This is a genomic window from Thermococcus sp. AM4 (assembly GCF_000151205.2).
In the GTDB taxonomy this organism is placed as follows: Archaea; Methanobacteriota_B; Thermococci; order Thermococcales; family Thermococcaceae; genus Thermococcus.
Genome location: NC_016051.1, coordinates 841250 through 864742 on the forward strand (window position 1 = coordinate 841250; position 23493 = coordinate 864742).

26 protein-coding genes are annotated in these 23493 nt (G+C 54.0%); 10 read left to right on the plus strand and 16 right to left on the minus strand.

What is annotated here, in order from left to right:
• Positions 1-41: 41 nt before the first annotated feature.
• From TAM4_RS11935 to TAM4_RS04635, 4 genes are all read right to left on the minus strand, one after another.
• Positions 42-164: a hypothetical protein gene (locus TAM4_RS11935; RefSeq protein ID WP_014122083.1), complete on the minus strand. Its 123-nt coding sequence runs from the start codon at positions 162-164 to the stop codon at positions 42-44.
• 252 nt (positions 165-416) lie between these two features.
• Positions 417-1031 (minus strand): CPBP family archaeomyxosortase MrtA, encoded by a 615-nt coding sequence (gene mrtA / locus TAM4_RS04625; protein ID WP_014122086.1) that lies wholly within the window; start codon positions 1029-1031, stop codon positions 417-419.
• A 3-nt stretch (positions 1032-1034) separates the two neighbouring features.
• A complete protein-coding gene (locus TAM4_RS04630; RefSeq protein WP_014122087.1) occupies positions 1035-1946 on the minus strand; it encodes a hypothetical protein in 912 nt (303 codons plus the stop codon).
• Positions 1947-2027: 81 nt separating this feature from the next.
• On the minus strand, positions 2028-2963 hold the full coding sequence (locus TAM4_RS04635; protein ID WP_014122088.1) for a peptidylprolyl isomerase: 936 nt from the start codon (positions 2961-2963) through the stop codon (positions 2028-2030).
• A 110-nt stretch (positions 2964-3073) separates the two neighbouring features.
• Here TAM4_RS04635 and cysS point away from each other — a divergent pair, with 110 nt between their 5' ends.
• Positions 3074-4504, plus strand: a complete 1431-nt coding sequence (cysS, locus tag TAM4_RS04640; protein ID WP_014122089.1) for a cysteine--tRNA ligase — start codon at positions 3074-3076, stop codon at positions 4502-4504.
• Positions 4505-4681: 177 nt separating this feature from the next.
• On the opposite strand, the gene TAM4_RS04645 is transcribed toward cysS, so the two are convergent.
• From TAM4_RS04645 to purB, 4 genes are all read right to left on the minus strand, one after another.
• Positions 4682-4963 (minus strand): type II toxin-antitoxin system HicA family toxin, encoded by a 282-nt coding sequence (locus TAM4_RS04645; RefSeq protein ID WP_014122090.1) that lies wholly within the window; start codon positions 4961-4963, stop codon positions 4682-4684.
• Positions 4960-5349: a hypothetical protein gene (locus TAM4_RS04650; RefSeq protein WP_014122091.1), complete on the minus strand. Its 390-nt coding sequence runs from the start codon at positions 5347-5349 to the stop codon at positions 4960-4962. Before TAM4_RS04650 ends, TAM4_RS04645 begins: the two co-directional genes overlap by 4 nt.
• Positions 5350-5606: 257 nt before the next feature.
• Positions 5607-7031 (minus strand): pyruvate kinase, encoded by a 1425-nt coding sequence (pyk, locus tag TAM4_RS04655; RefSeq protein WP_014122092.1) that lies wholly within the window; start codon positions 7029-7031, stop codon positions 5607-5609.
• A 1372-nt stretch (positions 7032-8403) separates the two neighbouring features.
• On the minus strand, positions 8404-9744 hold the full coding sequence (gene purB, locus TAM4_RS04660; RefSeq protein ID WP_014122093.1) for an adenylosuccinate lyase: 1341 nt from the start codon (positions 9742-9744) through the stop codon (positions 8404-8406).
• A 196-nt stretch (positions 9745-9940) separates the two neighbouring features.
• Here purB and albA point away from each other — a divergent pair, with 196 nt between their 5' ends.
• From albA to TAM4_RS04675, 3 genes are all read left to right on the plus strand, one after another.
• Positions 9941-10216, plus strand: coding sequence for a DNA-binding protein Alba (gene albA, locus TAM4_RS04665; RefSeq protein WP_010477671.1), 276 nt, complete (start codon positions 9941-9943; stop codon positions 10214-10216).
• A gap of 105 nt (positions 10217-10321) precedes the next feature.
• On the plus strand, positions 10322-11011 hold the full coding sequence (locus TAM4_RS04670; RefSeq protein ID WP_014122094.1) for a transcriptional regulator: 690 nt from the start codon (positions 10322-10324) through the stop codon (positions 11009-11011).
• 36 nt (positions 11012-11047) lie between these two features.
• Positions 11048-11575 carry a cyclic nucleotide-binding/CBS domain-containing protein gene (locus tag TAM4_RS04675; RefSeq protein ID WP_014122095.1) on the plus strand — a complete coding sequence of 176 codons (528 nt, stop codon included), beginning with the start codon at positions 11048-11050 and terminating at the stop codon, positions 11573-11575.
• On the opposite strand, the gene TAM4_RS04680 is transcribed toward TAM4_RS04675, so the two are convergent.
• Positions 11565-12101 (minus strand): NTPase, encoded by a 537-nt coding sequence (locus tag TAM4_RS04680; protein ID WP_014122096.1) that lies wholly within the window; start codon positions 12099-12101, stop codon positions 11565-11567. The two genes, TAM4_RS04675 and TAM4_RS04680, sit on opposite strands and share 11 nt — an antisense overlap.
• Before the next feature lie 55 nt (positions 12102-12156).
• Between TAM4_RS04680 and mtnA the strand changes: the two genes are divergently transcribed.
• Positions 12157-13230, plus strand: coding sequence for an S-methyl-5-thioribose-1-phosphate isomerase (gene mtnA / locus TAM4_RS04685; RefSeq protein WP_014122097.1), 1074 nt, complete (start codon positions 12157-12159; stop codon positions 13228-13230).
• A gap of 1 nt (position 13231) precedes the next feature.
• Here the strand turns inward: mtnA and TAM4_RS04690 are convergent, their stop codons facing one another.
• From TAM4_RS04690 to TAM4_RS04710, 5 genes are all read right to left on the minus strand, one after another.
• Positions 13232-13519, minus strand: a complete 288-nt coding sequence (locus tag TAM4_RS04690) for a hypothetical protein (RefSeq protein ID WP_014122098.1) — start codon at positions 13517-13519, stop codon at positions 13232-13234.
• A gap of 61 nt (positions 13520-13580) precedes the next feature.
• On the minus strand, positions 13581-14096 hold the full coding sequence (locus TAM4_RS04695; RefSeq protein ID WP_237702127.1) for a GNAT family N-acetyltransferase: 516 nt from the start codon (positions 14094-14096) through the stop codon (positions 13581-13583).
• The gene (locus tag TAM4_RS04700) at positions 14050-15513 is read right to left on the minus strand and encodes a hypothetical protein (RefSeq protein ID WP_014122100.1); all 1464 of its coding nucleotides are present in this window, start codon (positions 15511-15513) and stop codon (positions 14050-14052) included. Before TAM4_RS04700 ends, TAM4_RS04695 begins: the two co-directional genes overlap by 47 nt.
• A complete protein-coding gene (locus tag TAM4_RS04705; RefSeq protein ID WP_014122101.1) occupies positions 15485-16570 on the minus strand; it encodes a DUF1611 domain-containing protein in 1086 nt (361 codons plus the stop codon). Before TAM4_RS04705 ends, TAM4_RS04700 begins: the two co-directional genes overlap by 29 nt.
• Positions 16563-17534, minus strand: coding sequence for a pyridoxal-phosphate dependent enzyme (locus TAM4_RS04710; RefSeq protein ID WP_014122102.1), 972 nt, complete (start codon positions 17532-17534; stop codon positions 16563-16565). The genes TAM4_RS04705 and TAM4_RS04710 overlap by 8 nt, the downstream gene beginning before the upstream one ends.
• A 214-nt stretch (positions 17535-17748) precedes the next feature.
• Between TAM4_RS04710 and TAM4_RS04715 the strand changes: the two genes are divergently transcribed.
• Complete coding sequence (locus TAM4_RS04715; RefSeq protein WP_014122103.1) at positions 17749-17928, plus strand: hypothetical protein; 180 nt, start codon at positions 17749-17751, stop codon at positions 17926-17928.
• 39 nt (positions 17929-17967) lie between these two features.
• Positions 17968-19245 carry an MFS transporter gene (locus TAM4_RS04720; RefSeq protein WP_014122104.1) on the plus strand — a complete coding sequence of 426 codons (1278 nt, stop codon included), beginning with the start codon at positions 17968-17970 and terminating at the stop codon, positions 19243-19245.
• On the opposite strand, the gene TAM4_RS04725 is transcribed toward TAM4_RS04720, so the two are convergent.
• Positions 19232-19888: an MBL fold metallo-hydrolase gene (locus tag TAM4_RS04725; protein WP_014122105.1), complete on the minus strand. Its 657-nt coding sequence runs from the start codon at positions 19886-19888 to the stop codon at positions 19232-19234. The genes TAM4_RS04720 and TAM4_RS04725 overlap by 14 nt on opposite strands.
• A gap of 135 nt (positions 19889-20023) precedes the next feature.
• Between TAM4_RS04725 and TAM4_RS04730 the strand changes: the two genes are divergently transcribed.
• A complete protein-coding gene (locus TAM4_RS04730; protein ID WP_014122106.1) occupies positions 20024-21160 on the plus strand; it encodes an iron-containing alcohol dehydrogenase in 1137 nt (378 codons plus the stop codon).
• A 21-nt stretch (positions 21161-21181) separates the two neighbouring features.
• Here TAM4_RS04730 and TAM4_RS04735 read toward each other — a convergent pair whose 3' ends face one another.
• Positions 21182-22675, minus strand: coding sequence for an MFS transporter (locus tag TAM4_RS04735; protein ID WP_014122107.1), 1494 nt, complete (start codon positions 22673-22675; stop codon positions 21182-21184).
• 101 nt (positions 22676-22776) lie between these two features.
• Here TAM4_RS04735 and TAM4_RS04740 point away from each other — a divergent pair, with 101 nt between their 5' ends.
• Positions 22777-22989, plus strand: a complete 213-nt coding sequence (locus tag TAM4_RS04740; protein WP_014122108.1) for a hypothetical protein — start codon at positions 22777-22779, stop codon at positions 22987-22989.
• The gene (locus TAM4_RS04745; protein ID WP_014122109.1) at positions 22986-23465 is read left to right on the plus strand and encodes a PIN domain-containing protein; all 480 of its coding nucleotides are present in this window, start codon (positions 22986-22988) and stop codon (positions 23463-23465) included. The genes TAM4_RS04740 and TAM4_RS04745 overlap by 4 nt, the downstream gene beginning before the upstream one ends.
• The last annotated feature ends 28 nt before the right edge of the window (positions 23466-23493 follow it).

The following is a 23493-nucleotide window of genomic DNA, read 5'->3' on the forward strand; positions in this document are numbered from 1 at the left end:
TACGGTGCCAGGAACGCCCCAACATCTTCTTCTCCCAGGACTCAAACCAGCGAAAGCTCGTCCTTCACGAGCACCGTTGGAAGCGCGGAGATAAATGGAACATTTTCCGGCTGGCTGATGGCCCCGATAACCTCTTCAAGAAACCGAACGATTCCTAGAGTCAATGAACTCCACCCTCTACAGGCTCAGGATCATGGTGGTTGCAGAAAACAGAACTGAGGAAACGACGTTCTATTTGGTAAACGTCTCAGGATGTGGAGTCCCGAGCACCCGGACAGAGTAACCGGAAACGTGCTCGGTGCGCGGCTTATCATAAAGGAAGAGAAGGGGAAATTCCTGCTCAGCGCCGTATGCAACGGTACGGCCGTTCCCCTCGGGTGTCTGAGGATACCCGACTCAACCACGTCTCCCAGAACCTAAAGCATTCCAGCTTTCACAAGCGCACAGAGGACGTCGAAGAATGCCGAACCGAGCCAGTGCAGGAGAAAGCTCTGGAGGAAGCTTCTCCCCCGGAGGTCCATCCAGCCGAAGAGTATCCCGGCGAGAAAGGAATAGGGGATCTCAACCGCCGGCTTTCCGAGGTGGACGAGGGCATAGGGGATGTCCTGGGCGAGGATCGCCGCCCACTTCCTCTCGGATGCGAGGGGAAAGAGCAGAAATCCCCTGAAGAAAGCCTCGTGGGCCAACATGACGACGCCTATGACGAGCTCCTTCCATAGAAACCCCATCCAGCTTGAATAGACAAAGTTCGGGTAGTAGGCCACCATTGAGGGCACCGCGAGACCGGCAAAGCTCATAACAACCGCCAGGCCGAGAAAGGCGAAGAAAACCCTCCAGTTATCGTCGGGAAACCTTAGTCCAACATCGGAGGGCCTGAAACCGAGAACCAGAGAAACTGCCAGGGGGACGAGAAGGTACCACAAAACGAGCCAGAGGGCCCATCTCTCAAGGGAACCGTCAAAAAACCTGGGAACGAAGGATAGGGGGAGAAGAACAGCGAACAGAACGTAGGGGTTTCTCCGCAGGCCCATCGATCACACCATGAAGCTTATGGTTACCGTTCCCGGGTACCTCTTGACCTCGATTCCGCGGTTTGTGAAGGCTATGCCTATCTCGAGCGGCCTGTTAGGGTTGGCCCTTCTCGCGACCCTTATGCCGATTTCGTCGCCGAGGCGATCCTTGTTGAGCCTCGCAACGTAGGAGTAGAGGAGCCTTATGAAGTTCCTATAGTCGTGCATGTCGTTGAGGAACTCCCTCTGCTCGGGGTTGAGGCGGGGCATGACGTACCTGTGGAAGAACCAGTCGAACGTTCCAGCGGTTTCAGAGGAGTACACGAAGAGGAGCTTGTAGAAGTCTATGTTCTTGTTGCCGAAGACCGAATCCATGTAGGGAATCGCCTTGCCCAGGAGCCTGCTGGCCTCGGTGAAGTTCAGGTTGACCAGCCTCACGAAGACGTCGCTCCCCTTCATCTCAAGGTGGATGAACCGGTTGTTGCCGAAGTCCATGTAGACGTGGCTGTAGAACATGACGAAGTTCCTCGGTCTCGTGCTCATCTGCTGGAGGATACGCATCATCACGTCCCTCAGCCTCGCCAGCCTGGTCGGATCGCCGATGAGAACAGCCTCTATGCCCCCAACTCTCTCCCTGAGCACGACGTCCCTGTCGAGTCTGAACTCAACCTCCCTCCTCCAGCCGGGCATGTTGTAGCGGTTGAGGATCCTGAACTCAAGGAGGGACACCATCGCGCTCTTCTCAAGGTTTCCAAACCTCTTCTTGAAGACGACCACTGGATGATAGCTAGAGGCCGGGTTGAGGTACGAGACAGGTATCTCCGTCACCTTCACGAAGGCATCCAGGGCCTCTCTGATCTTTCTCTCGTCAGCCTGTGAAAACCTGCCGACGAGATCCCTGACCAGCATCTCAAAGCGCTCCCTCGTCACCGCCATGCTCCCACCAGAATAGTACTCCAACGACCGAAATTATAAACCTCTCGGCGGAACCAATAAGAAAAGCGGAAAATGAGGGGCTCACTGCCCCGTCTTCTCGTCATCCTCAGGTGCGGTTGCTTCACCCGCTTCGTTCTCCCCAACGATCTCTTCGGTGGGCTCTGCCTTATTTTCGGTCTCTTCTTTGACTTCACCGGTCTCATCGCTCTCGGCCTTCTCCTCTTGGACGGTCTCAGCGAGCACCTCTTCAGTCTCCTCTTGCTCCTCAACATTCTCTTCAACGTTCTCCTCGGCGGCTTCCTCCGGAGGCTTGAGGAGCTCCTCAACACTGGGCTTGAAGGTTACCTCCTCGTAACCCAGGAACTTGAGGTCGCTCTCGAGGAGTATCTCGCCGAGGACGAGGGTGTTCTTATCGATTTCCTCAAGAACGGGCGTGAAGTTTATCGTGACGTCCTTCTCGCCCACCTCGATGACGACCTTGCTGGCGTCAATCCTCGGGAGGCGGAGCTCGATCATTGCCTTAACTTTCTCTATCGGGTCCTCAACCTTCTCCACTATCTCGACCTCGTAGACGAGGTGCTTGCCGGCGTAGGGATGGTTGAAGTCAACGCGGACGCGGCCCCCGCTGACTGTGAGAACCCTTCCCTTAATCTTCCTGCCGCCCTCACCCTCAATCTCGACCGGCATTCCTGGGAACGGGATTATGCCCTGCCTCCTGAACTGTCCGAGGGTAAAGACCTTTATGAGCTTCGGATCGCGCTTTCCAAAGCCTTTCTCGGGCGGAACGATGATCTCGTACTTCTTACCAACCTCGAGGCCCTCGAGCTGCTCATCAAGCCCCTTTATAACGTGGCCTGCCCCAACAGCTATCGGAACGGGGCCGTAAACGCCGTTCTCCTTGTAAATGCCAGCCTGCTTGGCTATTTCCTCCTCTGTGGTGTCGAAAATCTCGCCGGTTTCCTTAATCCTTCCGGTGTAGCGGAGCCTTATGACGTCTCCCTTCTCGACCTTGACCATCTTTACAACCCCCTTTTTCTTGCCTACTCCGAGTTGTGGAGTTGGTTTTTAAGCTTTCCCGCGGCGATAAGCTAATAAAAAGGCCCTCCCAAAAGGCCCCGGTGGTGGGAATGGCGATTAGGATATACAACACCCTCACGAGGCAGAAGGAGGAGTTCAAACCGCTCCGCGAAGGCGAGGTTAGAATGTACGTCTGCGGCCCAACGGTTTACGATTACCCCCATCTCGGCCACGCGAGAACTTACATTGCCTTCGACGTCATAAGGCGCTACCTTGAGCACAGGGGCTATACGGTTCTCATGGTGATGAACTTCACGGACATAGACGATAAAATCATCAAGCGCGCCAACGAGACAGGGGAAGACCCAAAGGAGCTCGCGGAGCGCTTTTTGAGGATTTTCCTCGAGGACATGAAGGCCTTAAAGGTCAAGCCGGCCGACGTTTACCCGCGCGTCACCGAGCACATGGACGAGATAATCAACTTCGTGAAGAAGCTGGAGGAGAAGGGCTACGCCTACGAAGGCTCTGACGGCGTTTACTTCGAGGTCAGGAAGTTCAAAGATTATGGAAAGCTGAGCAAGATAAAACTCGAGGACCTCGTGAAGGGCGCGCGCGTCGAGCCTGGAGAGGGCAAGAGGAACCCCGAGGACTTCGCCCTCTGGAAGAAGGCCAAGCCCGGCGAGCCCAAGTGGGAGAGCCCCTGGGGAGAGGGGAGGCCCGGCTGGCACATAGAGTGCTCCACGATGAGCAGCAAATACCTCGGCGAGAGCTTCGACATCCACGGCGGAGGAAACGACCTCATCTTTCCCCATCATGAAAACGAGATAGCCCAGAGCGAGGCCTGCTTCGGCCACGAGTGGGTTCACTACTGGATGCACACCGGCTTCCTGATGGTGAACGGCGAGAAGATGAGCAAAAGTTTAGGCAACTTCGTAACCGTTAGAGAACTCCTCAAGCGCTACGACCCGGAGGTAATCAGGCTCTTCGTTCTCCAGAGGCACTACCGCTCGCCCCTCGACTACAGCGAAGAAGGTATAGAGCACGCCAAGAACAACCTTGAGAGGCTTTACAACACTCTCGAAAACATCCGCGTGGCGATGGGGCGGGCGGAAATATCCTTCCGCTGGGACGAGCCCGAGTTCAGGGTCTACGAGGCCATAAGAGACGCGAGGAGGAAGTTCTACGAGGCCATGGACGACGACTTCAACACGGCCGAGGCTTTGAAGGCGGTCTTCGAGGTCAGCAACGCTATCAATAGATACCTTACCGAGGTCGAGACACCAAAGGAGAGCATCCTCAGGAAGGCGTGGGAGTTCTTCAGAGATGTTGGCGAGGTCTTCGGCCTGTTCGAGGACTACTTCAAGGAGCAGAGGGCCGGAAACGAAGAGGCCTTGATAGACCTACTCATCGAGGTCCGCGCCCAGCTCAGGAAGGAGAGGAAGTTCGACTTGGCCGACAGAATCAGGGACGAGCTGAGGAAGCTCGGAATCCAGCTGGAGGACACACCGCAGGGGACGGTCTGGAAGAGGATTAAGGTCTGAGAGAAGTTTCTCATCGTCTTTTGATTTAATCACCCTCTCCAGACTTCTTTTTAAAACTCCCCTCTCTCAGGATTTATCTTTAACCAAAAAGATAGATTCAGGTTGTCGAAGAACTTTGTATCACATGTGTCGCAGCTCCCCAGAGTTTCGGGGATATGTCTGACACGGGCTCACTTCTTAGATTACTCCTTTCTCATGGAGCATGTTGAGGTATTCCTCGTAGTTCATGGGGCATTTCACGAAGTCGTCGAACTTCTTGGGGTCGTCGAAGTGGAGTTGTTTCATGATTCTCTTCACGAGGGCCGGCCCGAGTTCCTCTTTGTCTTTCCCTCGACTGAGAATTGTCATCACGCGCTTTTTCTTGCCGTTCTCGGTCAGGATGTACTTGGTGTGCCGGCCGCCTTCCTTTTCGATGAAGCCCTTCTTTCGCAGGGCTTTCTGGAGTTCTCTTCGTTTCATGAGCTCACCTCTACGTGCCGGAGAAGTGCTTCCCGCAGTTTTCTGGCGTCCTCGTCAAGGTTGTCCTCGTCTTCGAGGATGTATTCCTCGATGAGAGCTTTGAAAACATCTTCCGCATCTCTTAGGGCTCTAGTTAATGTCTCACCGCAGCCGTAGAGCTCCAGCTCGGGGTTTTCCACGCACCAGATGTTTTCCTCGCGGTTGTACTCAACTTTGAGGGGGATTGGAGCTTTGAGCTTGTAGCCTGCGAATTCACCGGTTAGTTGCAGGGTTTCGAGGATTGGGGGGAGGATTTTCTTGAGTTCAACGAGCTCAAGTTTGAGTTCCTGGAGTTCTTTTTCTATTCGTTCGATTCGGTGGATGATGACTTGGACGCTTTCACTCATAGGCCCACCCCTGAATTAGTGTTTTATGTCTGTCAATACTGCGATATTCCTTAAAAGGTTTGAGAGATTTTCCAGTGTGGACTCTTGCCCGCTTTTCGAAAAATCCCCTCCGCCTGGGGGGATGAAGGAGCATGAAGTTTGGGGAAGACCGAGATAGCCAAGCAGTTGGCTACCTGAATAACAAAAGAAGTTAGGGAACGAAGCAACCCTCGGTTCAGCCTCAAAAAGGCAGTAAAAATAAAACACATCAAAATCACTCACGGCACCTGGAAAATCCTTATGGTGTTCGTGCCGACGGTCTTGCCCACCGGAGCGCCTTTGGTCAGCAGTACGGTGTCCTCTTCCCTTGCCAGACCGAGGCCCTTTATGACCTGAAGAATCTCAGCCTCGTCGTCGCTCTCGACCACGAAGGGATAAACTCCGTAGCTGAGCATCAAACTGTTGGCGACCTTCTCGTCCCGTGTGAAGGCGAGGATCCACTGCTTGGGCCGGAAGCGCGAGATAAGCCTTGCCGTGTAGCCGCTCCTTGTAGGCGTCAGTATGTAGCGCGCGTCTATGACCTGAAGGGCCTCGATTATGCTCCGCGTTATGGCGTCCTTTATCGTGCCCTTCTTCGGTATCTTCTCCTTCCACTCCAGCATCCTCACGTTGCCAAAGCTCTCACGGTAGCCTTCCGTCGCCCGTGCAATCCTCGCCATCATCCTCACGGCGTCAACGGGGTACTTGCCCACTGCAGTTTCCTCCGAGAGCATCACCGCATCGGCGCCGTCCAGGATGGCGTTGGCGACGTCCGTAACCTCTGCACGGGTCGGCAGTTTCTCTGTGGTCATGCTCTCCAGCATCTGCGTAGCCACTATCGCGGGCTTTCCGGCCATGACGGCCTTTTCTATGAGCTTCTTCTGAAGTATTGGGAGCTTCTCTATCGGCATCTCAACGCCGAGGTCTCCCCTGGCAATCATCACCCCATCGGCGGCACTCAATATCTCATCAAAGTTCCTAACCGCGTCGGGCCGCTCTATCTTGGCCACGACGAAAAGCCGGGCGTTGCGCTCCTTTATGAAATGCCTGACTTTGAGGACATCATATGCCGAACCGACGAAACTTATGCCTGCAATGTCAACGTCGTTCTCGATCATGAACTCAAGTATCTCGAAGTCCCTCTCGGTTACGGCCTCCAGTGGGATTCTGGCGTTTGGAACGTTTATGCCCTTATGGGAGTACAGCGTCCCTCCCACAACTACCTTACAGATAACCTCCTTTTCGGTGACCTTAACGACCCTCAGAACAATGAAACCGTCGCTGAGGTAGATAGTATCGCCTGGGGAAACAAGCTTTGGAAAGTCCTTGAACTCCACTGGAATTATGCCCTCCATTCCCTCCACGTCCTCAACGGTTAGCGTCACCGTCTGGTTCCGCCTCAGCTCGACCTTGCCCTCTAAGAGTTTGCCGACGCGAATCTTAACGCCGGGCAGATCACCGAGTATTGCAACCCTGCGGCCGAGCTTCTTGGAGGCCTCTCTAATTCTTTTTATGACCTTTTCATGTTCCTCGAAAGTCCCGTGGGAGAAGTTCAGCCTCGCAACGCTCATTCCTGCTTTGATCAGGCTCTCTATTGTCCTTCTGTCGTTCGATGCGGGCCCTATCGTTGCTATGATCTTTGTCTTATGGGAAGGCAGTCGCATGGCATCACCACCAATGAAGGATCTCTGGAAGAGAAGGTACTTTAATATATCGTCCCGTCAGAAATACAACTATTTAACGTAATTAGCCCCATTTGATGTCTCTCAAATGATGCTTGGTATTGTTACGCTAATTAAAAGAGACAAAATTTTTATTTAGACATTTAATTAATCTAACTTTAAACAAGATTATTTATAATACAAAATAAATGCAAATAAATTTTAGAATTGATAATATTGTCTATAGCAAAACATTAAAACATAATTTTTTTAGTTAGTTAACTACTAACAAGAGTTAATATATCACCACAAAGAACTGAACTTTGAAGCTATAAGTTACTTTATTTGATAGTTTATATTTTAGCATACCCAAAGAAGTGACAGAAAAGGCAACATACATTAAGAATGGAATTTGGAGCCAAAAATCTCCCCACATTTTGAGGGTTGACACTGTTGAGCGTCCTTTCAAGAGCGCCTTTGGGCGAACCAGAAACCGGCAACGGGGATAGGAATGATTGCCCGCAAACCTCCCCGTTAATGGTGAGAGGTTAACTTGTTGAAACCCTCACCCCTCAAGACGAGGAGGCGGTCAGATGCAGAACAACAGAATAATTCAGGAACAGCGGTTAGGGTTAGACATGCAGGTTTTATCCTCTATCTTGAACCACTTCACTCCAGTTCCTAAGTTGCAGTATCCACTCTAAAAACCTGCCAAGCAGAGGAATGGGTAATGAGTCACCCAATGACAATCTGATGGCTTTCATGATCCAATGCAATGCCTTTACTTATACATTGATTTTGGATATAAGGCACATTATATCCAAAATTCCTGGACAACATTAGCCATTCAAGAGGGCTGTTTCAGATATGCCCATAGGCCAACTCCGCTCTAATAAACAAAACAACGGGGTTCTTGGTTTTTAACCCAATGTATTTGCTCAAGATTTGTCTTGATCTTCTCGCTTATAGCTGTTAACCACGATTAATTGTAACTAAGAAAATTTTCTTTGGATCGGGGCTTTTAGGGGCAAAACTCCATGAAAAAGCATACTGTACAGTGTGTGCTATATATCTGGGCCCTTTTGATACTCTACAATCTCGTAAATTTTTTGAAAAATTTACTTTTTTAAAGTGTAAATAAATTAGAATAAAAAAGTTATAAATTTAACGCTGATTTATTTTTGTAAAAGTACTGTTAATAAAAATCAAAAATAAAAAAGAGCTAAAATTAACAAAGATAATCATTAAAAAAGTCAAAAATATGATACAATCAAAACGTAAACACACTCCCAAAAATACAGAGAGTTGATCTTTGAATGTGAGAATCATAGAGAGATCGTGAATAAAAAATCAGAAGGAAATTCTAAAGAAGACATCATAAACGCTCGCGAACGTAGCGAAGCACGTTGTCAACTATCTGAGGAGCAACACCGATGTAATTCTCGGGTCTCAGCGAGGCTAAATCTTCCTCGCTCAGGTACTTCCTAACTTCCTCGCTCTCCTTCACGACCTCAAGGAAGTCCCCTCCCTCCTCAAAGGCCTTCATGGCCAATTGCCTAACGAGCTCGTGCGCCTCCTGCCTGCCCATGCCCTTCTCGGCGAGCTTCAGCATCAGCGGCTCGGCCATTATGAGGTTGTGAGTCATGTAGAGGTTGCGCTCGATGTTCTCCGGGAAGAATTCAAGGCCCTTGAGAACGCGAATTGTGACGCGGAGCATCTCGTCGAGGAGAACGAAGCTCTCGGGCAGAATAACGCGCTCGACGGAGGAGTTCGTAAGGTCCCTCTCGTGCCACAGCGGATTGTTGAGCAGCGCGGGGATAACGTTCGAGTAGATAACCCTCGCCAGACCGCAGACCTTCTCCGTCCTTATCGGGTTCCTCTTGTGGGGCATCGTCGAAGAGCCCACCTGCTTCTTTCCAAATGGCTCGCTTACCTCAAGGATTTCCGTCCTCTGGAGGTTTCTAATCTCAAGGCCGATTTTATCGAGGGTTGATGCAACCAAGGCCAAAAACATCATCAGCTCGGCGTATAAGTCCCTCGGAACGAGCTGGTTGGTTATCAGCGCTGGCTTAAGGCCAAGGTCCTCCATGACGAGCCTCTCAATCTCGAGGGCATTCTCCCCGAATGAAGCGGCAGTTCCAACGGCACCACGCATCTTGCCAACGAGAACGCGCTTCTTGAGCTCTTCAAGCCTCTCAAGGTGTCTCTGAACCTCGTCGAGCCAGAGGGCGAACTTCATGCCGTAAGTTGTTGGAACCGCGTGCTGTCCGTGGGTCCTGCCGATGCAGACGGTGTACTTGTGCTCCTCGGCGAGTTTCATGAGAACGTCGCGGAGCTCCCTAAGGTAGCGCTCGATGAGCTCGAGGCTCTCCTTTATGAGGAGTGCGTTGGCGGTGTCGATTATGTCGTTGGAGGTCGCGCCGAGGTGGACGTACTTCCCGTCCTCGCCGCAGACCTCGCTTAAGGCCTTGACGACGGCCATTATGTCGTGGTGTATTTCGGCCTCTATCTCCTTGACGCGTTCGAGTTTCACCCACTCAGTGCTGGCCCTCTCGGAAATCACGCGGGCACTTTCCTCGGGAATGTTGCCGAGCTTCGCGTGGGCCCTCGCCAAGGCCGCCTCAACGTCGAGGAGCTTTTGAAGCTTGTTCTCCTCGTCCCAGATGCGCCTCATCTCCTCGCTCCCGTAGCGGTAGTCAATCGGATGAACGGCCATCGTAATCACCACTCTTGTGATTATTCAGCAGGTTAAAATGTTTTCTTTTGGCATCTCAGCGTCAATAACGTGCGGGATAATGGACAATTTTGAGGTCGGCTCGACCATTAAGAAGACTGGAGTGGGGAGAGAACCGAAAAGTATTTAACCCTATGCCCGCGATAGCCTAACGACAAAACTTCCGGAGGTGCCAGAAATGGCTGAGGAGCACGTCGTCTACATCGGAAAGAAGCCGGTTATGAACTACGTCCTGGCCGTTATAACCCAGTTCAACGAGGGTGCCAAGGAGGTCACCGTTAAGGCTCGCGGTAGGGCTATCAGCAGGGCCGTTGACGTCGCCGAGATCGTCAGGAACAGGTTCCTCCCAGAGGTCAGGGTTAAGGAGATCAAGATCGGCACCGAGGAGCTTCCGACCGCCGACGGCAGGACCGCCAACACCTCGACCATCGAGATCGTTCTCGAGAAGCCGTGAATTGATTAAATCCCTTTCCTTTTACTCTCACCCTCAGCTCCAAACTCTTTTGAAGTCGTGGAAAGGTTTAATACCTCGCTCCCCAAGTTGTTACGGGGGAACCACGTGGGCGAGGGGAAGATTATAGAGATCAGCGATGAGACCGCAAAGCTTTTGGCCCAGATCATAACGAACGAGAAGGCCTTAGCTATTCTGCATGCCATTGAGGACGAGCCGAAGTCCCTGACCCAGATCGCGGAGGAACTTGGGTTCCCCCTATCCACGGTGAGCTACCACATAGACAGAATGCTAAAAGTTGGCCTTGTGGAAGTGGCCGGAAAGAAGTACGGCAAGAAACTCCAGGAGGTTAAACTTTACCGGGCCTCCAACAAGCCAATTCTCATCGTGCCGAGAAGGGAGGCGCCGAAGGTCACGAAGAAGCTGTCCGCCTTCGAGAAACTCCACGTGATAAGCCTTAGCGTTGCCTCGATAGTTTCGCTCCTCGTTTACAAGGTTTTAGAAAGGTTCGCTGGAACAAGGGTCGTTGGAACCCTTTCCACGAACAACACCTCTGCAGTTGAGCTTAACGCGGTTAAATCAAACGTCACGACGACCCCCGGGAGGTTTATTCCGGGTTCAGTCTCTCAGGTTTCACCGAACGTGACGAGTAACACAACCATCGTTTCCCCTACAACTCCCGTGAAAAATGTTACACACAACGCCCAAGGGGGCGATCTGGCCCTGCTCGGCGCGGTTCTAGCCTTTGCGGTGGTCTTTGCCGTGACGTACCTTCTCCTGAGGAGGAAACGTTTTTAAGAGTGTAGCCCAACTCCCTCCGAAGGGGTGATAGAGTTGGCAGAGATCAGCGTGGGTCAGATCGTCAAGAGGAAGGCCATCATTGTAAAGCCCGACGACACCGTTCACAAAGTTGCCAAGATCCTCGCCCGGAACAGGGTGGGGAGCGCGGTGGTCGTGGAGAACGACGAGATAGTCGGAGTTGTAACCGATCGCGACATTCTGGACAAAGTCGTTGCCAAGGGGAAAGACCCGAAGAAGGTCAAGGTTAAGGACATAATGACCCAGAACCCCGTGACGATTGAAGACGATTACAGCATCTCCGACGCGATAGACAGGATGATGGAAAAGGGCATCAGAAGGCTACTCGTTACAAGACTTGGAAGGCCCCTCGGTTTCGTTACCGCCGCGGATCTGCTCTCTGCACTGAACGCGTACAACCACGAGGAGGAGGAAGTCGAGGAAGAGACCGAAGTCTACGGAATATGCGAAATATGCGGCCAGTACGGACCCCTATACCGGGTGTATATCGAAGGAGAGGAGAAGTGGGTCTGCGAGGCCTGCAAGGACAGCCTCAACCTCTAGCCTTCAGCTCTCTCATTATCTCATCGAGGATTATTCCGAACTCCCTGTTCCTGTTCTCAACGCTTAGAACATGAAGCCTTCCGAGGGGCCTGAACTTGTCGGCCATCCTCCTGTGGACGACCGCTAAGAGATGCTTGTCCGAGTTCAGCACCTCGCCAACGGCCTTCACGAACTCGTCGCTCTTGTACTCCATCGGGCCGATTTCGTCTATTACAACCAAGTCCGCCTCGACCAGCGCGCGCCTTATCGCCGAAACCCCAACTCGCTCAAGCTCATCAACGTGGACGACGTATTTTCCGAAGGGAACCCCCGGCAAATGCGAAGTTCCGCGCAGGCTCGCGAGCGTTCCTTCTTCACCGGTGTCGAGGGCGATGATTTTGAAGCCTATTCTCCTTCCGTTTCGCCTTACCTCTCTCGTTATCATGCCTCCAACGATGTAGCCCCATCTCTCAACTTCCCTCGCGACCCTCTCGACGAGCGTCGTCTTCCCAACCCCTGCCGGGCCGGTCACGAAAACCCTGACCATTTTCACCACCGAAGGAGCTTTAAGTTCCTCCCTTAAACCCTTTGGGGTGGTCGCGGTGGAGATAAGGTATAAGCCTGAAGAACTCACGAGGCTCCCGAGGAGCGTTCGCTACGAGCCCGGAAAGGTTATCATGATTGACCAGACGCTTTTGCCGAGGGAGTTCAAGACCATCGAGCTGAAGACCGTTGAAGAGGTCGCCGAAGCTATCGTCACGATGAAGGTGCGCGGGGCTCCTGCCATTGGCGCGGCTGCCGCCTTCGGTCTTGCCCTCTACGCGGACACGAGTAAAGCCAGAACCAAGGACGAGTTCATGGACGGATTCTACCGGGCCTACGACCTGCTGAAGAACACGCGCCCCACCGCCGTAAACCTCTTCTGGGCACTCAACAGGATTAAGAAGCTCGTCGAGGAGAACGCCGAGAGTCCTCTGGAGGAAATAAGGAAGCTCATAGTTGCCGAGGCGCAGAGGATAGCGGACGAGGACGTCGAGGCGAACCTCAGAATGGGCCACTACGGTGCCGAGGCCCTGCCTGAGGGCAACGTTCTCACCCACTGCAACGCCGGAAGCTTGGCTACCGTCCAGCTCGGGACCGTTGGAGCCGTTCTGCGCGTGATGAACAAGGACGGAACTCTCAGACTTCTCTGGGTGGACGAGACGAGGCCCGTCCTTCAGGGGGCCAGGCTTTCCGCCTGGGAGTACCACTACGATGGAATTCCGCTGAAACTGATAACGGACAACATGGCCGGCTTCGTGATGCAGCAGGGAAAGGTTGACGCGATAATAGTCGGCGCCGACCGGATAGTGGCCAACGGCGACTTCGCGAACAAGATAGGCACCTACACCCTGGCGGTTCTCGCGAAGGAGCACGGGATACCGTTCTTCACGGTCGCACCGCTATCAACGATTGACATGAGCATGAAGAGCGGGAAGGAGATACCGATTGAGGAGAGGAAGCCGGAGGAAGTTCTGACCTGCGGCGGTTGCAGAATCGCCCCAGATGTAGACGTCTACAACCCGGCCTTCGACGTCACACCGCACAGGTATCTGACCGGCATAATAACCGACAGGGGCGTCGTCTACCCGCCGTTTGAGAGGAACCTGAAGAGGTTGTTCAAGGAGCAGGAATGAGCTATTTCTTTCTCCTTATTTTCCCAAGCAACTCCCTAATCCTTCTCAGAACAGACTTCTCTTCCTCAATATCCTCGACGAAAACACCCTCTATTTCGCCGAGGCGCTCCTCGAAGGCCGGCAGGAGAAGGCCAACCAACTCAAGTGGTTCGAGACAGGGGCAGTCAACGGAGTAGTCGAGCGGTTCTCCGTCAGGAAACTCCGCCCTGAGCGTTAGACCTCCCTTCTCCTTCCTGACTTCAAAATGGGCGATGCCGTTCTTTCCGACGACCTTTCCCCTGACGAGCATCGAAGGTAGTTTGGAGGAAAATTTAAAGGCCTTTTTTGAACGGAGGGTTGAAAACGAGAAGTTAAAGTTCCTTTTCGAGGATAAACGCCCTCTCGAGGTAGCCTCTCTTTTTATACCAATCAAGGGCAGGGTTGTTGATCTCAACGCGGAGCGAGACCTTTGAGGCTCCTTTCTCTCTCGCCCACTCTTCGGCTTTTTTGAGAAGTGCCGAGCCTATTCCAAGGCTATGAACTTTGGTCTCAATGTCAAAAATATAAGCCGTGGGCACAAAATCCACTGTGTCCTCCATGATACAGATCCAAACGTGGCCGAGGTATCTCCCATAGGGGTCCACCGCAACAAAGAACTTGTGCTCCCCATGAGCCAAGAGGCGGTTTATAACGCGATAGTATGCCGAGGTATATTCATCGCCCAGATCTGCCCGCGAGAACTCTCTGCTCACTGCCAGATCATACTCGAAAATTTCATCAAGGTAGTCCTCCCCTTCAGTTATTTTAAAGTTCTTGGCAGTCTCCTCAATCGGGGGCAACTCAGTTTTCTTTTTCCTTCCCCAGAGCACCGCTAACAGCCTCCTCACGCGTTATCCTCACCCATTTGTTCCCCTTTAGGTAGGCGTAACCCCTCGTGTAGCCTTCAAAAATCGAGTAGAGTTTTTCTCTGAATTCCCGGGGAATTGCATCAATCCTTGAGCTTTTCCCGTCGAAATGCACCATCTCCACATACCAATGAGGCTTTCCATCGAGCGGGAAGTTGGGAAAGCGGCGCTTTATTAGGTAGAGCGAGTGTTCGAGCTCATCGCGGTCGAGCCTTACGAGGCCCTTCCTCAGCCTTTCAGGGAGCGTGACTATGTGCCAGTCCCTGTACTTAATCAACCTCGGATTGATGCCGTTGGCGAGCAGGAAGGTAAGGATTCCGTTGCACTTGAAGCAGGTTCCGCAGGGAACGTAGTCGTCGCCCTCCCTGTGGACCGAGTGGCAGCTCCTCTGAAGGACGAAGAGTTCTGGATAGCGGCTGTGAAGAATCCTCTCCACTATGAGACCCGTCAAAGGCCTCACCGCTGACCACTGGCGGATTTTAAGGCCCCTCTCGGCGAACCAGCGCGTCATGTAGAGCTCGAAGTCCTGGCTCTGGTCGTAGGTGGCGTTGTAGTGCTCTATCCCGTGGAAGGGCTCGTAGGAGCGGGGGTCGTCGTACTCGTTGCCGAAGAGCAGGTCCCCGATGGAGTACTTGTAGAGCAGCGGCAGGAAGGCGAAGGCGTAGCCCTCAAAGAAGAACAGCCTAATTGGATAAACTTCGGCCCTCTTCCTCCTCCCGACGCCGTGCAGGATTCTCATGTTCCGCTCTATGAAGGTGTAGAGCCTGTCGGCGTTGCTCCAGACTTTCCTTGTATTCGGTTCATTCTTTTCGAACCAGCGGTATGCAGGAACCGCCACGCGCCAGTGGGCACCGGATTCGTTGTAGAAAAACGGGTAAACCTCGCAGCCGAGCTCCTTCATGAGTCCGTAGGTCAAGAGGCTTTCCTTCCCGCCGCTGAGCATGACCGCACAGCGGGAGTAGTCGGGCTCGAAGTCTATTTCCTCCTCTTCGATTCCCTCCGGGGTTAGCTTCGCCATCGGCTCGGCCATCTCGGGCTTTATCTCCTTTGGCACGAACTCCGGTCTTAAGAACTCGCTCGGATTCGCGATTCTGTTCACGAAAATATCTCTCGCGGTCACGCGCATCATGTCCTCAAAGAACCTCATGTCCCTGCTATCGAGGGTGAACTCGAACCGAATTTCGGGCGTGAAGAGGCCGTAGTTTATAGCTGGGACGATGCTCATGAGCTTGGCAAAGGCTTCTATCTTAGGAATCCTCTCGCGGTAGGAGTGGACGAGCTCGTAGCCCTTTTCCTCGCCGTCAATTCCGAGGACGTAGCGCGCTTTGATGCGCCTTGAGGAAATCCTCGGCCGCTCTATGGCGATGTAGTCAAAGCACTTCAGCTCTGGCAGGCTCACCGCCAGTCACCTCCCTCCTAGAGAGCCGTAGGATAAGCCTCGCTATATCGCCGACCCCCTGGAGGAAGGGGACGCGCGTCATAATCCCGGTCTCGGCCTCTATCTTCCTCGCCCACTCAAGGGCTTCATCATCGCTCAAACCGGAGGAGTTAATCGTTATCGCCACAGGCTTCTTCCCGCTGAGGAGCTCTATGAGCTGGATGTAAACTTCAAGCGGGGGGATTTTGAACTCGGGGAAATCGTCGTAGGTCCTCCTCGAGGGGGCGTGCTGGAGGACGATGAAGTCGGGTCTCGCCGCGGCAATCAGGTCAAAGCCGCCTGGAAATGCCGGATGGAGGAGCGAGCCCTCGCCGTGGGTGACGATTACGTCTGGCCTCTCCCCAACCCAGGCGCGGTAGAAGACGTCCTCTATCGCCCCCGGCACGAAGTCGTCTATTATCGAGTCCGTGACTATAGCGTACCTGAAGCCCTGCATCCAGCCGGTCTGGCCCATCGCTATAAACTCGCTCTTTAAGCCGAGCTCTTTAAACGCCTCGTGGAGCATTATCGCAACGGTTCTCTTTCCTATCGCCGCGTCCGTCCCGAGAACAGCTACCTTTACCGCTTTAACCTCCGCTATCTTCCCCGTGAAGGGAATCCTCGTGTTGTAGAAAATCTTCCTCACGTCGACTATCTCCACGCCGTAGCGCCTCGCGAGGTGCTTGAAGTAGGGGTCGTCGCTCAGGAACTCGTGGAGGCCATTCACAACGCCGAGGCCGTTCTTTATTGCATTCTCAACGATTTTCCGGTAGTTCTCAGGCAGTTTTCCTCCCGGAGTTGCGACGCCGATGATGAGCCACTTCGCGTTCGGGTTTTCGTGGAGCGCCTCCTCCAGAGAGGCGTATATCGGGATTCCGCGCCTTATTCCGTCGAGGACCTCACCTGCGTCCTTTCCCGCGAGCGTTGAATCTATCAACCCCACGATTTTGAACCTCTTTGAATAGCGGACGAGGCCGTGGGCGGTCTTCCCGTCGGTCGTTAGATAACGCCCCTCGGTAAGGATTAGCGCCTCATCCAACCCGGACACCCCCAGTGACAACGAGGACGAACCGTCCGTTTCTCAGGTTAAATTTCCTCACGAACTTCACGAGGCCGGCCAGCACTAAAGCCGACGCGGGAAGGGGTCTTATCCCTGCCACGACGCGCATCAGCTCGGCACACCTCAGGGCGGTGTCGTCGGCGAATCCGAAGACGTAGCCGTTTGACTCGCGGACGGCTTTCAATGCCCCGTCGGCATCGAAGGACCTCTCCGAAACGAGGGGCTCGTTGAGTTCCGTCTCCGCGAAGTCTCCGTTTCCATCGCCGTAGAACCTCCTCAGGATTTCGTTGCCAAAAGCGGTAGTCACGCCGACCATCCTCGGAGCCAGACCGACAGCCTTAAACCCCTCCCAGAGACCCGCCATCGTCGTCCCGTTGCCGAGGGGCACGAAGACCGCGGTGGGGTTCACCCTTGACGCAATCCAGAGGGCCATCTCCGAGTAGGCCCTTATATCAACGGCGCGGTTACTTCCCGGGTTGGCGTCGTAGAAGCCGTTCTCCCTCGCGAAGGCCATGCTGGCCCTGACGGCCTCCTCGTAGGTGCCGGGAACTTCGATGACCTCCGCGCCGAGCGCCCTCATCTCGGGGAGCCTTTCGAGGGTATAGTCTCTGGGAACAAATATCACCGCTTTCAAGCCCGCGAGGGCGGAGTAATAGGCTATTGCCACGCCGTAGTTGCCGCATGTGCCGACCGTTATCCCCGGAAAACCGTGTTTAACGGCCTCACCAACGTGGGCGAGGGCGATCCTGTCCTTGTGGGTCCCGGTTGGGTTGACGCCCTCGTAGTCGACGTAGACCTCCCTAACGCCGAGGAGCTCCTCCAAAACCGTGGCACGGAAGAGTCTGCCGAGGCCGCCGGGCCCCTCACCTGCCTCAGATTCACTCTCTGAAAGACCTTCTTTGGACCTATAAGATCCGGAGCAGGCTGCTTTTATGGCTTCCATGGTTTAATTCCCCCGATATTTGGAATGGGGCATCATCGGGTTGGCTAATGGTATATAAACCTTTCTCCCAGGTATGGCCTTTTTCAGGGCCTAAATATGTTAGGAGCCAGTAAAATTTTTAGAAAGCCGAATAATTGCCATAAAAATGGAAAAGAAAAGTTTTTAACCCGTTGTCTAACCGTAAAGTGCCCCAGAACGGGGCGAGGTGGTGGAAATGTACCCACCCAAGAAGAAGGTTCGGCCCAAGATTGAAGAGGAGGAAGAGGAGTTCGACCCCCTTGAAAGCGTTGAAGAAGCCTATGAGGACTACGATGAATACGATACCGAATGGGACGAGGAGAGCTGGGACACTGAAGATGAAGATGACTGGAACTGGGATGAGGACGAGGACTGAGGGTTAAGTTTTTAAACTCTCTCCTTTTCTTCCGCGGCCATGCCGGTCAGTCAGAAGCGCAAGAGAGCGAACCTCAAGAAGCTTGAGAGAAAGAGCCAGATGAGGCACCGGCCGAATCCGGAGAAGTGGTTTTACTCCTTCGTCCCCTTCAAGGTCTCAACCGGTGGGGCGGCGCCTTTAATTCCCCTCCTCACAATGGAGCTCGGTGGTGGCCCGAGGGAGGTCGGCCTCGTCAACGCTGTCGGAAGTCTGTCCTCGATGCTCGGCGGTCTCTTCTGGGGGAAACTCAGCGACAGGCTTAACAGGCGGAAGGTCTTCCTGATACTCGGTTTCCTCGGGACGGCGCTGTCGACCTTTCTGTTCGCCCTCGCGGGGAGCATTCCATCGGTGGTTTTCGCAAACGCAATCTACACCTTCTTCATAGCCGCGACCGTCCCGATTCCCGTCCTCATAATAACCAAGGTCTTCCGCCTTGAGGACTGGGACTACGCCATAGGGAGGTTCAACGAAATAGGTGGCTGGGCGTGGGTGCTCGGGCTCGTGATTGGTTTTATCCTGTCCCACCTGCTCCCCATCAGGTGGATTTTCGCCGTTCTCGGCCTAATCGGTCTGCTCTCCGTCCCGTGGGGAATGCGGACGATAAGGGAGGTCCCACTTCACCTCGACAGAAAAGTCCTCGGGGTCTACGCGGGCTACGTCGTCGAGAAGTTCCGCTACCTCCCGAACTTTATAACGCACCTCCCGAGGTTCTCCACCTGCGGTTTTGAGAGGCTCTACCTCTCGGCCCTCCTCTTCTGGTTCGGGGCCATGCTCTACTTCACACAGTTTCCCGTCCTGCTTAAGGCAAGGGGCTTCGGGGCCTCGGTGCTCTACCTGATGAGCATAGGGAACTCCTCAATCTCGGCCTACATGTACACCCGCGTGGGGAGGCGCGTTAAGGAGAGGGGTGGTTACGGAACACTCAGATTCGGCCTCCTCCTCAGGGGACTCGCGTTCCTCCTGCTCGCCGTTGCAACGCCCATCAAGGGGCCCCTATTCCCGGTTCTCGCCTTCGTATCCTACTTCCTTGCGGGCTACACATGGGCATTCATCGGCATATCAACGACCGCCGTGATTTCCCGCCTCGCCCCACCCGAAAAGAAGGGGACGCTGATAGGGGCCTACAACCTCGTGAGCTCCCTCGGGGCCATAGCCGGCAACCTGACGAGTGGTTTCGTTGTTTCAATGCTCGGTTTTGCTGGCAACTTCGCCCTCGCGTCCGTCTTCCTCTTCCTCTCGCTCATCCCCATAGCCCGTCCGAAGGCTAAAGCTCGATAACGCTTCCAGTCCTCACCGCCACGAACTTCCCGGGGTACTTTCTCCGCACGTAGGCCTTTGCCTCCTCGCCCGAGCAGTGGGCAGGGGCTATGAACTCCGTCATCCCGGCAAGCCTATCGAGAGTCTTTCTGGACGGATAGTGAAAGCCACCGATTACGAGGTGCGCTTTTTCGTGGCCAGAGACCTCAAGAACGGCCCTCGTCAGCCTGTCCACACCCGGGTGAGAGCAGCCGACTATGACGACGAGACCGGAGTTCGTCTCAACCCCAACTGCCTGCTCGAAGTTTTCGACCGGTCCAGATGTCCAGACGCCCGGAAAGAACTCCCCCGCACCCTCAACGGGAACCACGTTCAGCCCCCAGCCGGGAGCGGACTCGATGGGCGGAGAATAGAGGTCAAGCCCCGGGTTCAGCTCCCCAATCAGCGGAAAGCCGCCGTAGTGGTCGTAGTGCCAGTGGCTGAGAACCGTGAAGTCGAGGTTCGTCAAGGGAACGCCAAGGAGTTCAGCGTTGTGGAGAATTACCTCTCCCCTCGTGTCAGCATCGAAGAGGAAGCGGTTCTTTCCCCCGACGAGGACGCTCCAGCCCCAGTCGTTGATGAACCCCTCCCCGGGAGTGTTGTCGTTTAGGATTACGAGCCTCATGGAGCCACCTCCAAAAACTCCCGCAGGGCACCGAAGCGCATCCAGCTTACGTCTATGAACATGTACCTTAAACGTTGCGAAAGTTAATGACGAGACCGTTAAAAGGACTCCCGCGAACTTAGTCCGGTGGTGGCGATGTTCTGGCTCAAGACAAGAATCATCGAGGGCAAAGGTTCTCTTGAGAAGCTCAGGAAAGAGGCGAGCGGGCACGAGAAGGTCCTTATTCTGGCCAGCAACTCGATGAAAAAGCACGGCTTCCTGAGAGAGGTGGAGGATTACGTTAGGGAAGCGGGAGCGGAGGTTCTGTCCATAGCCGGCCTTCCGGCGGAGCCGAGCGTGGAAACGATAGAGGAGTTCCTGCCGAAGGTGAGGGAGTTCAAGCCAGACCTGTTGATAGCGCTCGGCGGTGGAAGCGTGATAGACACGACGAAAGCGCTGAAGGTCTTCTACGATGCTCCCGAGCTGAAGTTCGAGGAGATAGCCTTCATAGACCGCTTTTCAAGGCCCAAACCCGTCCCTAAGCTGAAGACGAAGCTCATAGCGATTCCCTCGACGAGCGGTGCCGGGAGCGAGGTCTCCGGAGCGAGCGTTCTGAAGAAGGGAGGAATCAAGTACAACATCGTTACGCCCGAGATAGCGCCCGATGTGGCGATACTCGACCCGAGGCTACCGATGACGATGCCAAGGGAGGTAGCGCGGAACTCCGGGTTGGATGTGCTCGTCCACGGAATAGAGGCTTACACAACCAAAGTCGCCAACGACTTCAGCGACGCGATGGCGATTAAGGCAATAAAGACCGTCTTCAGCTACCTTGAGAAGAGCCTCGAGGGTGACGAGGAAGCGCGCGAAAGGATGCACTACGCCTCTACGATGGCCGGGATAGCTTTCCTCAACGCGCGCCTCGGTCTCTGCCACGCGATGAGCCACAAGGCCGCTTGGCTCGGTCCGCACGGACTTCTCAATGCCATATTCCTGCCCTACGTCATGGAGTTCAACGCCGGGAGAAGCGACTACGCGAGGAGGCGCTACGACGAGATAGCGAGGGAACTCGGACTTAAGGACTGGAGGGCGCTGGTTGATGCCGTCAGAGAGCTTAACGAGCGGACGGGCGTTCCGAAGCTGAGCGAGCTGGTTGACGAGGAAACTTTCATGGCGAGGCTCGACGAGATGGCCGAGAAGGCCTACCGCGACGGACTGGTGTTCTTTAACCCGGTTGAACCAAGGCCAGAAGAGATAAGGGAGCTGTATTTGAAGGCCTTCAGAGGAGAGTAAAAGGGGAAGAAAAGCTGGATTTCAGCCAACTTTTACCTCCTTTTCTCCCCCGTTCTCGACCCCGCGAATCTTTCCGCCCTTCATGACCTCGACGATAGCTAAGCTGAGTATCGCCAGGAAGAGGTAGATTCCGGCGGAGGTTCCAAAGAGCACCTCGTAGGCCTTCGTTGTCGGTATCTTTATCTTAACCCAAGATGGGGCACCGGGCGGGTGGAAGAGGGTGTAGTAGGTGCTCATGACGGTTCCCGCTATAGCTGGCCCCCACGTCGAGCCGAAGTTCCTAAACAGGCTGTTGGCACCGGTCGCGACGCCCATGACCCTCTGCGGGACGCTGAAGACGAGGACGTTGATGAAGGAGATGTTCATCAGCGTTATTCCCGCGCCAACGTAGGTTATCATCGCCACGAAGGCCCAGAGGTGGTTCGGCGGGAATTGTGGAGCATACTTGGCCAGAACTGCGAGGCCCGAACTCGCGATGAGAGCGCCCGTTATTGCGAGGGGTTTGGCGCCGATTTTCGGCATCAGCTTACCTGCCAGGGGGGCTATTACGAGCATGACGCCCGCCATTGGGGTCATGAGCAGACCGCTGTCGAGTATGCTCTTGCCGAAGCCGTACGGTGGCTTCATCTGGAAGATGTAGGTGTTCGCCTGGCTCATCATCGAGATTCCAAAGGCCGCGAACATGATTCCGAGGTTCACTATGGCAGGATTGCGGGATGTCACGATGTCGAGGGGAATTATCGGGTTCTCCGCCCGTTTCTCCCAGAGGACGAGCAGGACCGCGCCGACTATCGAGACAGCGAAGAGGACGAGGGTTTCCCTTGCGGTCCAGCCGACGTTCGGGGCGCGCGTTACAGCGACGAGTGCCGGAACGACGGCCCAAACGAGGAGCAGAGCGCCCTGCCAGTCGAGCTTTCCGGGGTTGATGTATCTGCTCTCGCGGAGTATCTTCCACGCGAGGATGAACATCAACACGGCGAATGGGGCGGCGGTATGGTAGGTCCAGCGCCAGCCCCAGTGCTGGGTAACGTAAGCTCCGAGCGGGAGGGCTATGACCATTCCCACACCGAACATCGCGCTTATCATTCCCTGAACCTGGGGCACCATCTCGGGCGGGAACTCCTCACGAACGAGGCTGAAGGCGAGCGGGAATATTGCCATTCCAAAGCCCTGGATTGCCCTGCTAAAGAGCAACCAGCGGAAACTCGGCGCAAAGCCGTTGAGTATGACGCCGAGGGTGTAGAAACCGAGGGCAACGAGAAACATCTTCTTCTTGCCATACATGTCGCCGAGCTTTCCAAAGACCGCGACGCTGACCGTTCCGACGAGGAGGTAGATTGTGAGAACCCAGCTGACGTCGTTGGGGTTTATCGCGAACTCCTTCTGAATCGTTGGCAACGCCGGTGTGAGCATCGCCTCAGTGTACATGACGAGGAGAGGGAGGAGAACCACGACGAGCGCCGCCTTCTTTGCATAGCTGAGGTCATAGGTTTCACCGTTCCTCGTGACGTTCATATCTCTTCACCGATATGTCGAACGATATATCGCTTTATAAAGTTAGCGGTAGGGGTTGAAAGCGAGTAAGGTATATAACCACTATTGAGAAACACCAAACCATGAAAGTCATAAGCGTGAAAGTTCCAGAATGGGTTTCGGAACAGGAAGCCGAGCTCTGGATAGCGGAGGGACTCGGGAAGAAGATATCAAGAAAGATAGTCCTTGAGGCCCTTGCCGAAGGAATACCCCTGGATAAGAAATTCTTTGAGGAAACAAGGGAAGAAGTCTGGGCCGAAGTAAAGCACAAATATATCAAAATGGGATTGATATGAGGGTCGTTGTTGATAGCAACATTCTGTTTTCCATCATAGTATCTGGAAGGAAATCAAAGGCATTCAGGCTTCTCGAAGAGCACGAGCTTACCCTCTTCGCCCCGGAAGAGGTCATCCTTGAGTTCAGACGGCACTCCACTAAACTTAAGAAGTTTGCAAAGGACTTTGAATACCGAACGTTTCTGACCTTTTCACTGGTTCAGATAATCCCGCTTGAGTTTTATTCCAACAAAATCAGAGAGGCTTATCAGATAGCCTCCAAGTTTGATGAAAAAGATACGCCCTTCATAGCCTTGGCCATGAAGCTTGGTATTCCCCTATGGACGGGAGATAAAAAGATTCTGAGCGCGGCTATCTCAACGGGAAGATTTTTGGCCCTCGATTCTACTGCATTAGAGTCTCTGCTGAATGGAAATACGCTGGAAAACGTAATCAACGAAATGAAAACTCGACTTGGTATTTTGAGAACACAGTAAAGTTCAAGAACTGAAGGTTCTCCCTTGA

Bases quoted from the DNA above. Each gene is read 5' to 3' on its own strand.
- mrtA (WP_014122086.1), bottom strand. From the start codon at position 1,031: ATGGGCCTGCGGAGAAACCCCTACGTTCTGTTCGCTGTTCTTCTCCCC.
- TAM4_RS04630 (WP_014122087.1), bottom strand. From the start codon at position 1,946: ATGGCGGTGACGAGGGAGCGCTTTGAGATGCTGGTCAGGGATCTCGTC.
- TAM4_RS04635 (WP_014122088.1), bottom strand. From the start codon at position 2,963: ATGGTCAAGGTCGAGAAGGGAGACGTCATAAGGCTCCGCTACACCGGA.
- cysS (WP_014122089.1), top strand. From the start codon at position 3,074: ATGGCGATTAGGATATACAACACCCTCACGAGGCAGAAGGAGGAGTTC.
- TAM4_RS04645 (WP_014122090.1), bottom strand. From the start codon at position 4,963: ATGAAACGAAGAGAACTCCAGAAAGCCCTGCGAAAGAAGGGCTTCATC.
- TAM4_RS04650 (WP_014122091.1), bottom strand. From the start codon at position 5,349: ATGAGTGAAAGCGTCCAAGTCATCATCCACCGAATCGAACGAATAGAA.
- pyk (WP_014122092.1), bottom strand. From the start codon at position 7,031: ATGCGACTGCCTTCCCATAAGACAAAGATCATAGCAACGATAGGGCCC.
- purB (WP_014122093.1), bottom strand. From the start codon at position 9,744: ATGGCCGTTCATCCGATTGACTACCGCTACGGGAGCGAGGAGATGAGG.
- albA (WP_010477671.1), top strand. From the start codon at position 9,941: ATGGCTGAGGAGCACGTCGTCTACATCGGAAAGAAGCCGGTTATGAAC.
- TAM4_RS04680 (WP_014122096.1), bottom strand. From the start codon at position 12,101: ATGGTCAGGGTTTTCGTGACCGGCCCGGCAGGGGTTGGGAAGACGACG.
- TAM4_RS04690 (WP_014122098.1), bottom strand. From the start codon at position 13,519: ATGCTCGTCAGGGGAAAGGTCGTCGGAAAGAACGGCATCGCCCATTTT.
- TAM4_RS04710 (WP_014122102.1), bottom strand. From the start codon at position 17,534: ATGGAAGCCATAAAAGCAGCCTGCTCCGGATCTTATAGGTCCAAAGAA.
- TAM4_RS04715 (WP_014122103.1), top strand. From the start codon at position 17,749: ATGTACCCACCCAAGAAGAAGGTTCGGCCCAAGATTGAAGAGGAGGAA.
- TAM4_RS04720 (WP_014122104.1), top strand. From the start codon at position 17,968: ATGCCGGTCAGTCAGAAGCGCAAGAGAGCGAACCTCAAGAAGCTTGAG.
- TAM4_RS04725 (WP_014122105.1), bottom strand. From the start codon at position 19,888: ATGAGGCTCGTAATCCTAAACGACAACACTCCCGGGGAGGGGTTCATC.
- TAM4_RS04730 (WP_014122106.1), top strand. From the start codon at position 20,024: ATGTTCTGGCTCAAGACAAGAATCATCGAGGGCAAAGGTTCTCTTGAG.
- TAM4_RS04735 (WP_014122107.1), bottom strand. From the start codon at position 22,675: ATGAACGTCACGAGGAACGGTGAAACCTATGACCTCAGCTATGCAAAG.
- TAM4_RS04740 (WP_014122108.1), top strand. From the start codon at position 22,777: ATGAAAGTCATAAGCGTGAAAGTTCCAGAATGGGTTTCGGAACAGGAA.
- TAM4_RS04745 (WP_014122109.1), top strand. From the start codon at position 22,986: ATGAGGGTCGTTGTTGATAGCAACATTCTGTTTTCCATCATAGTATCT.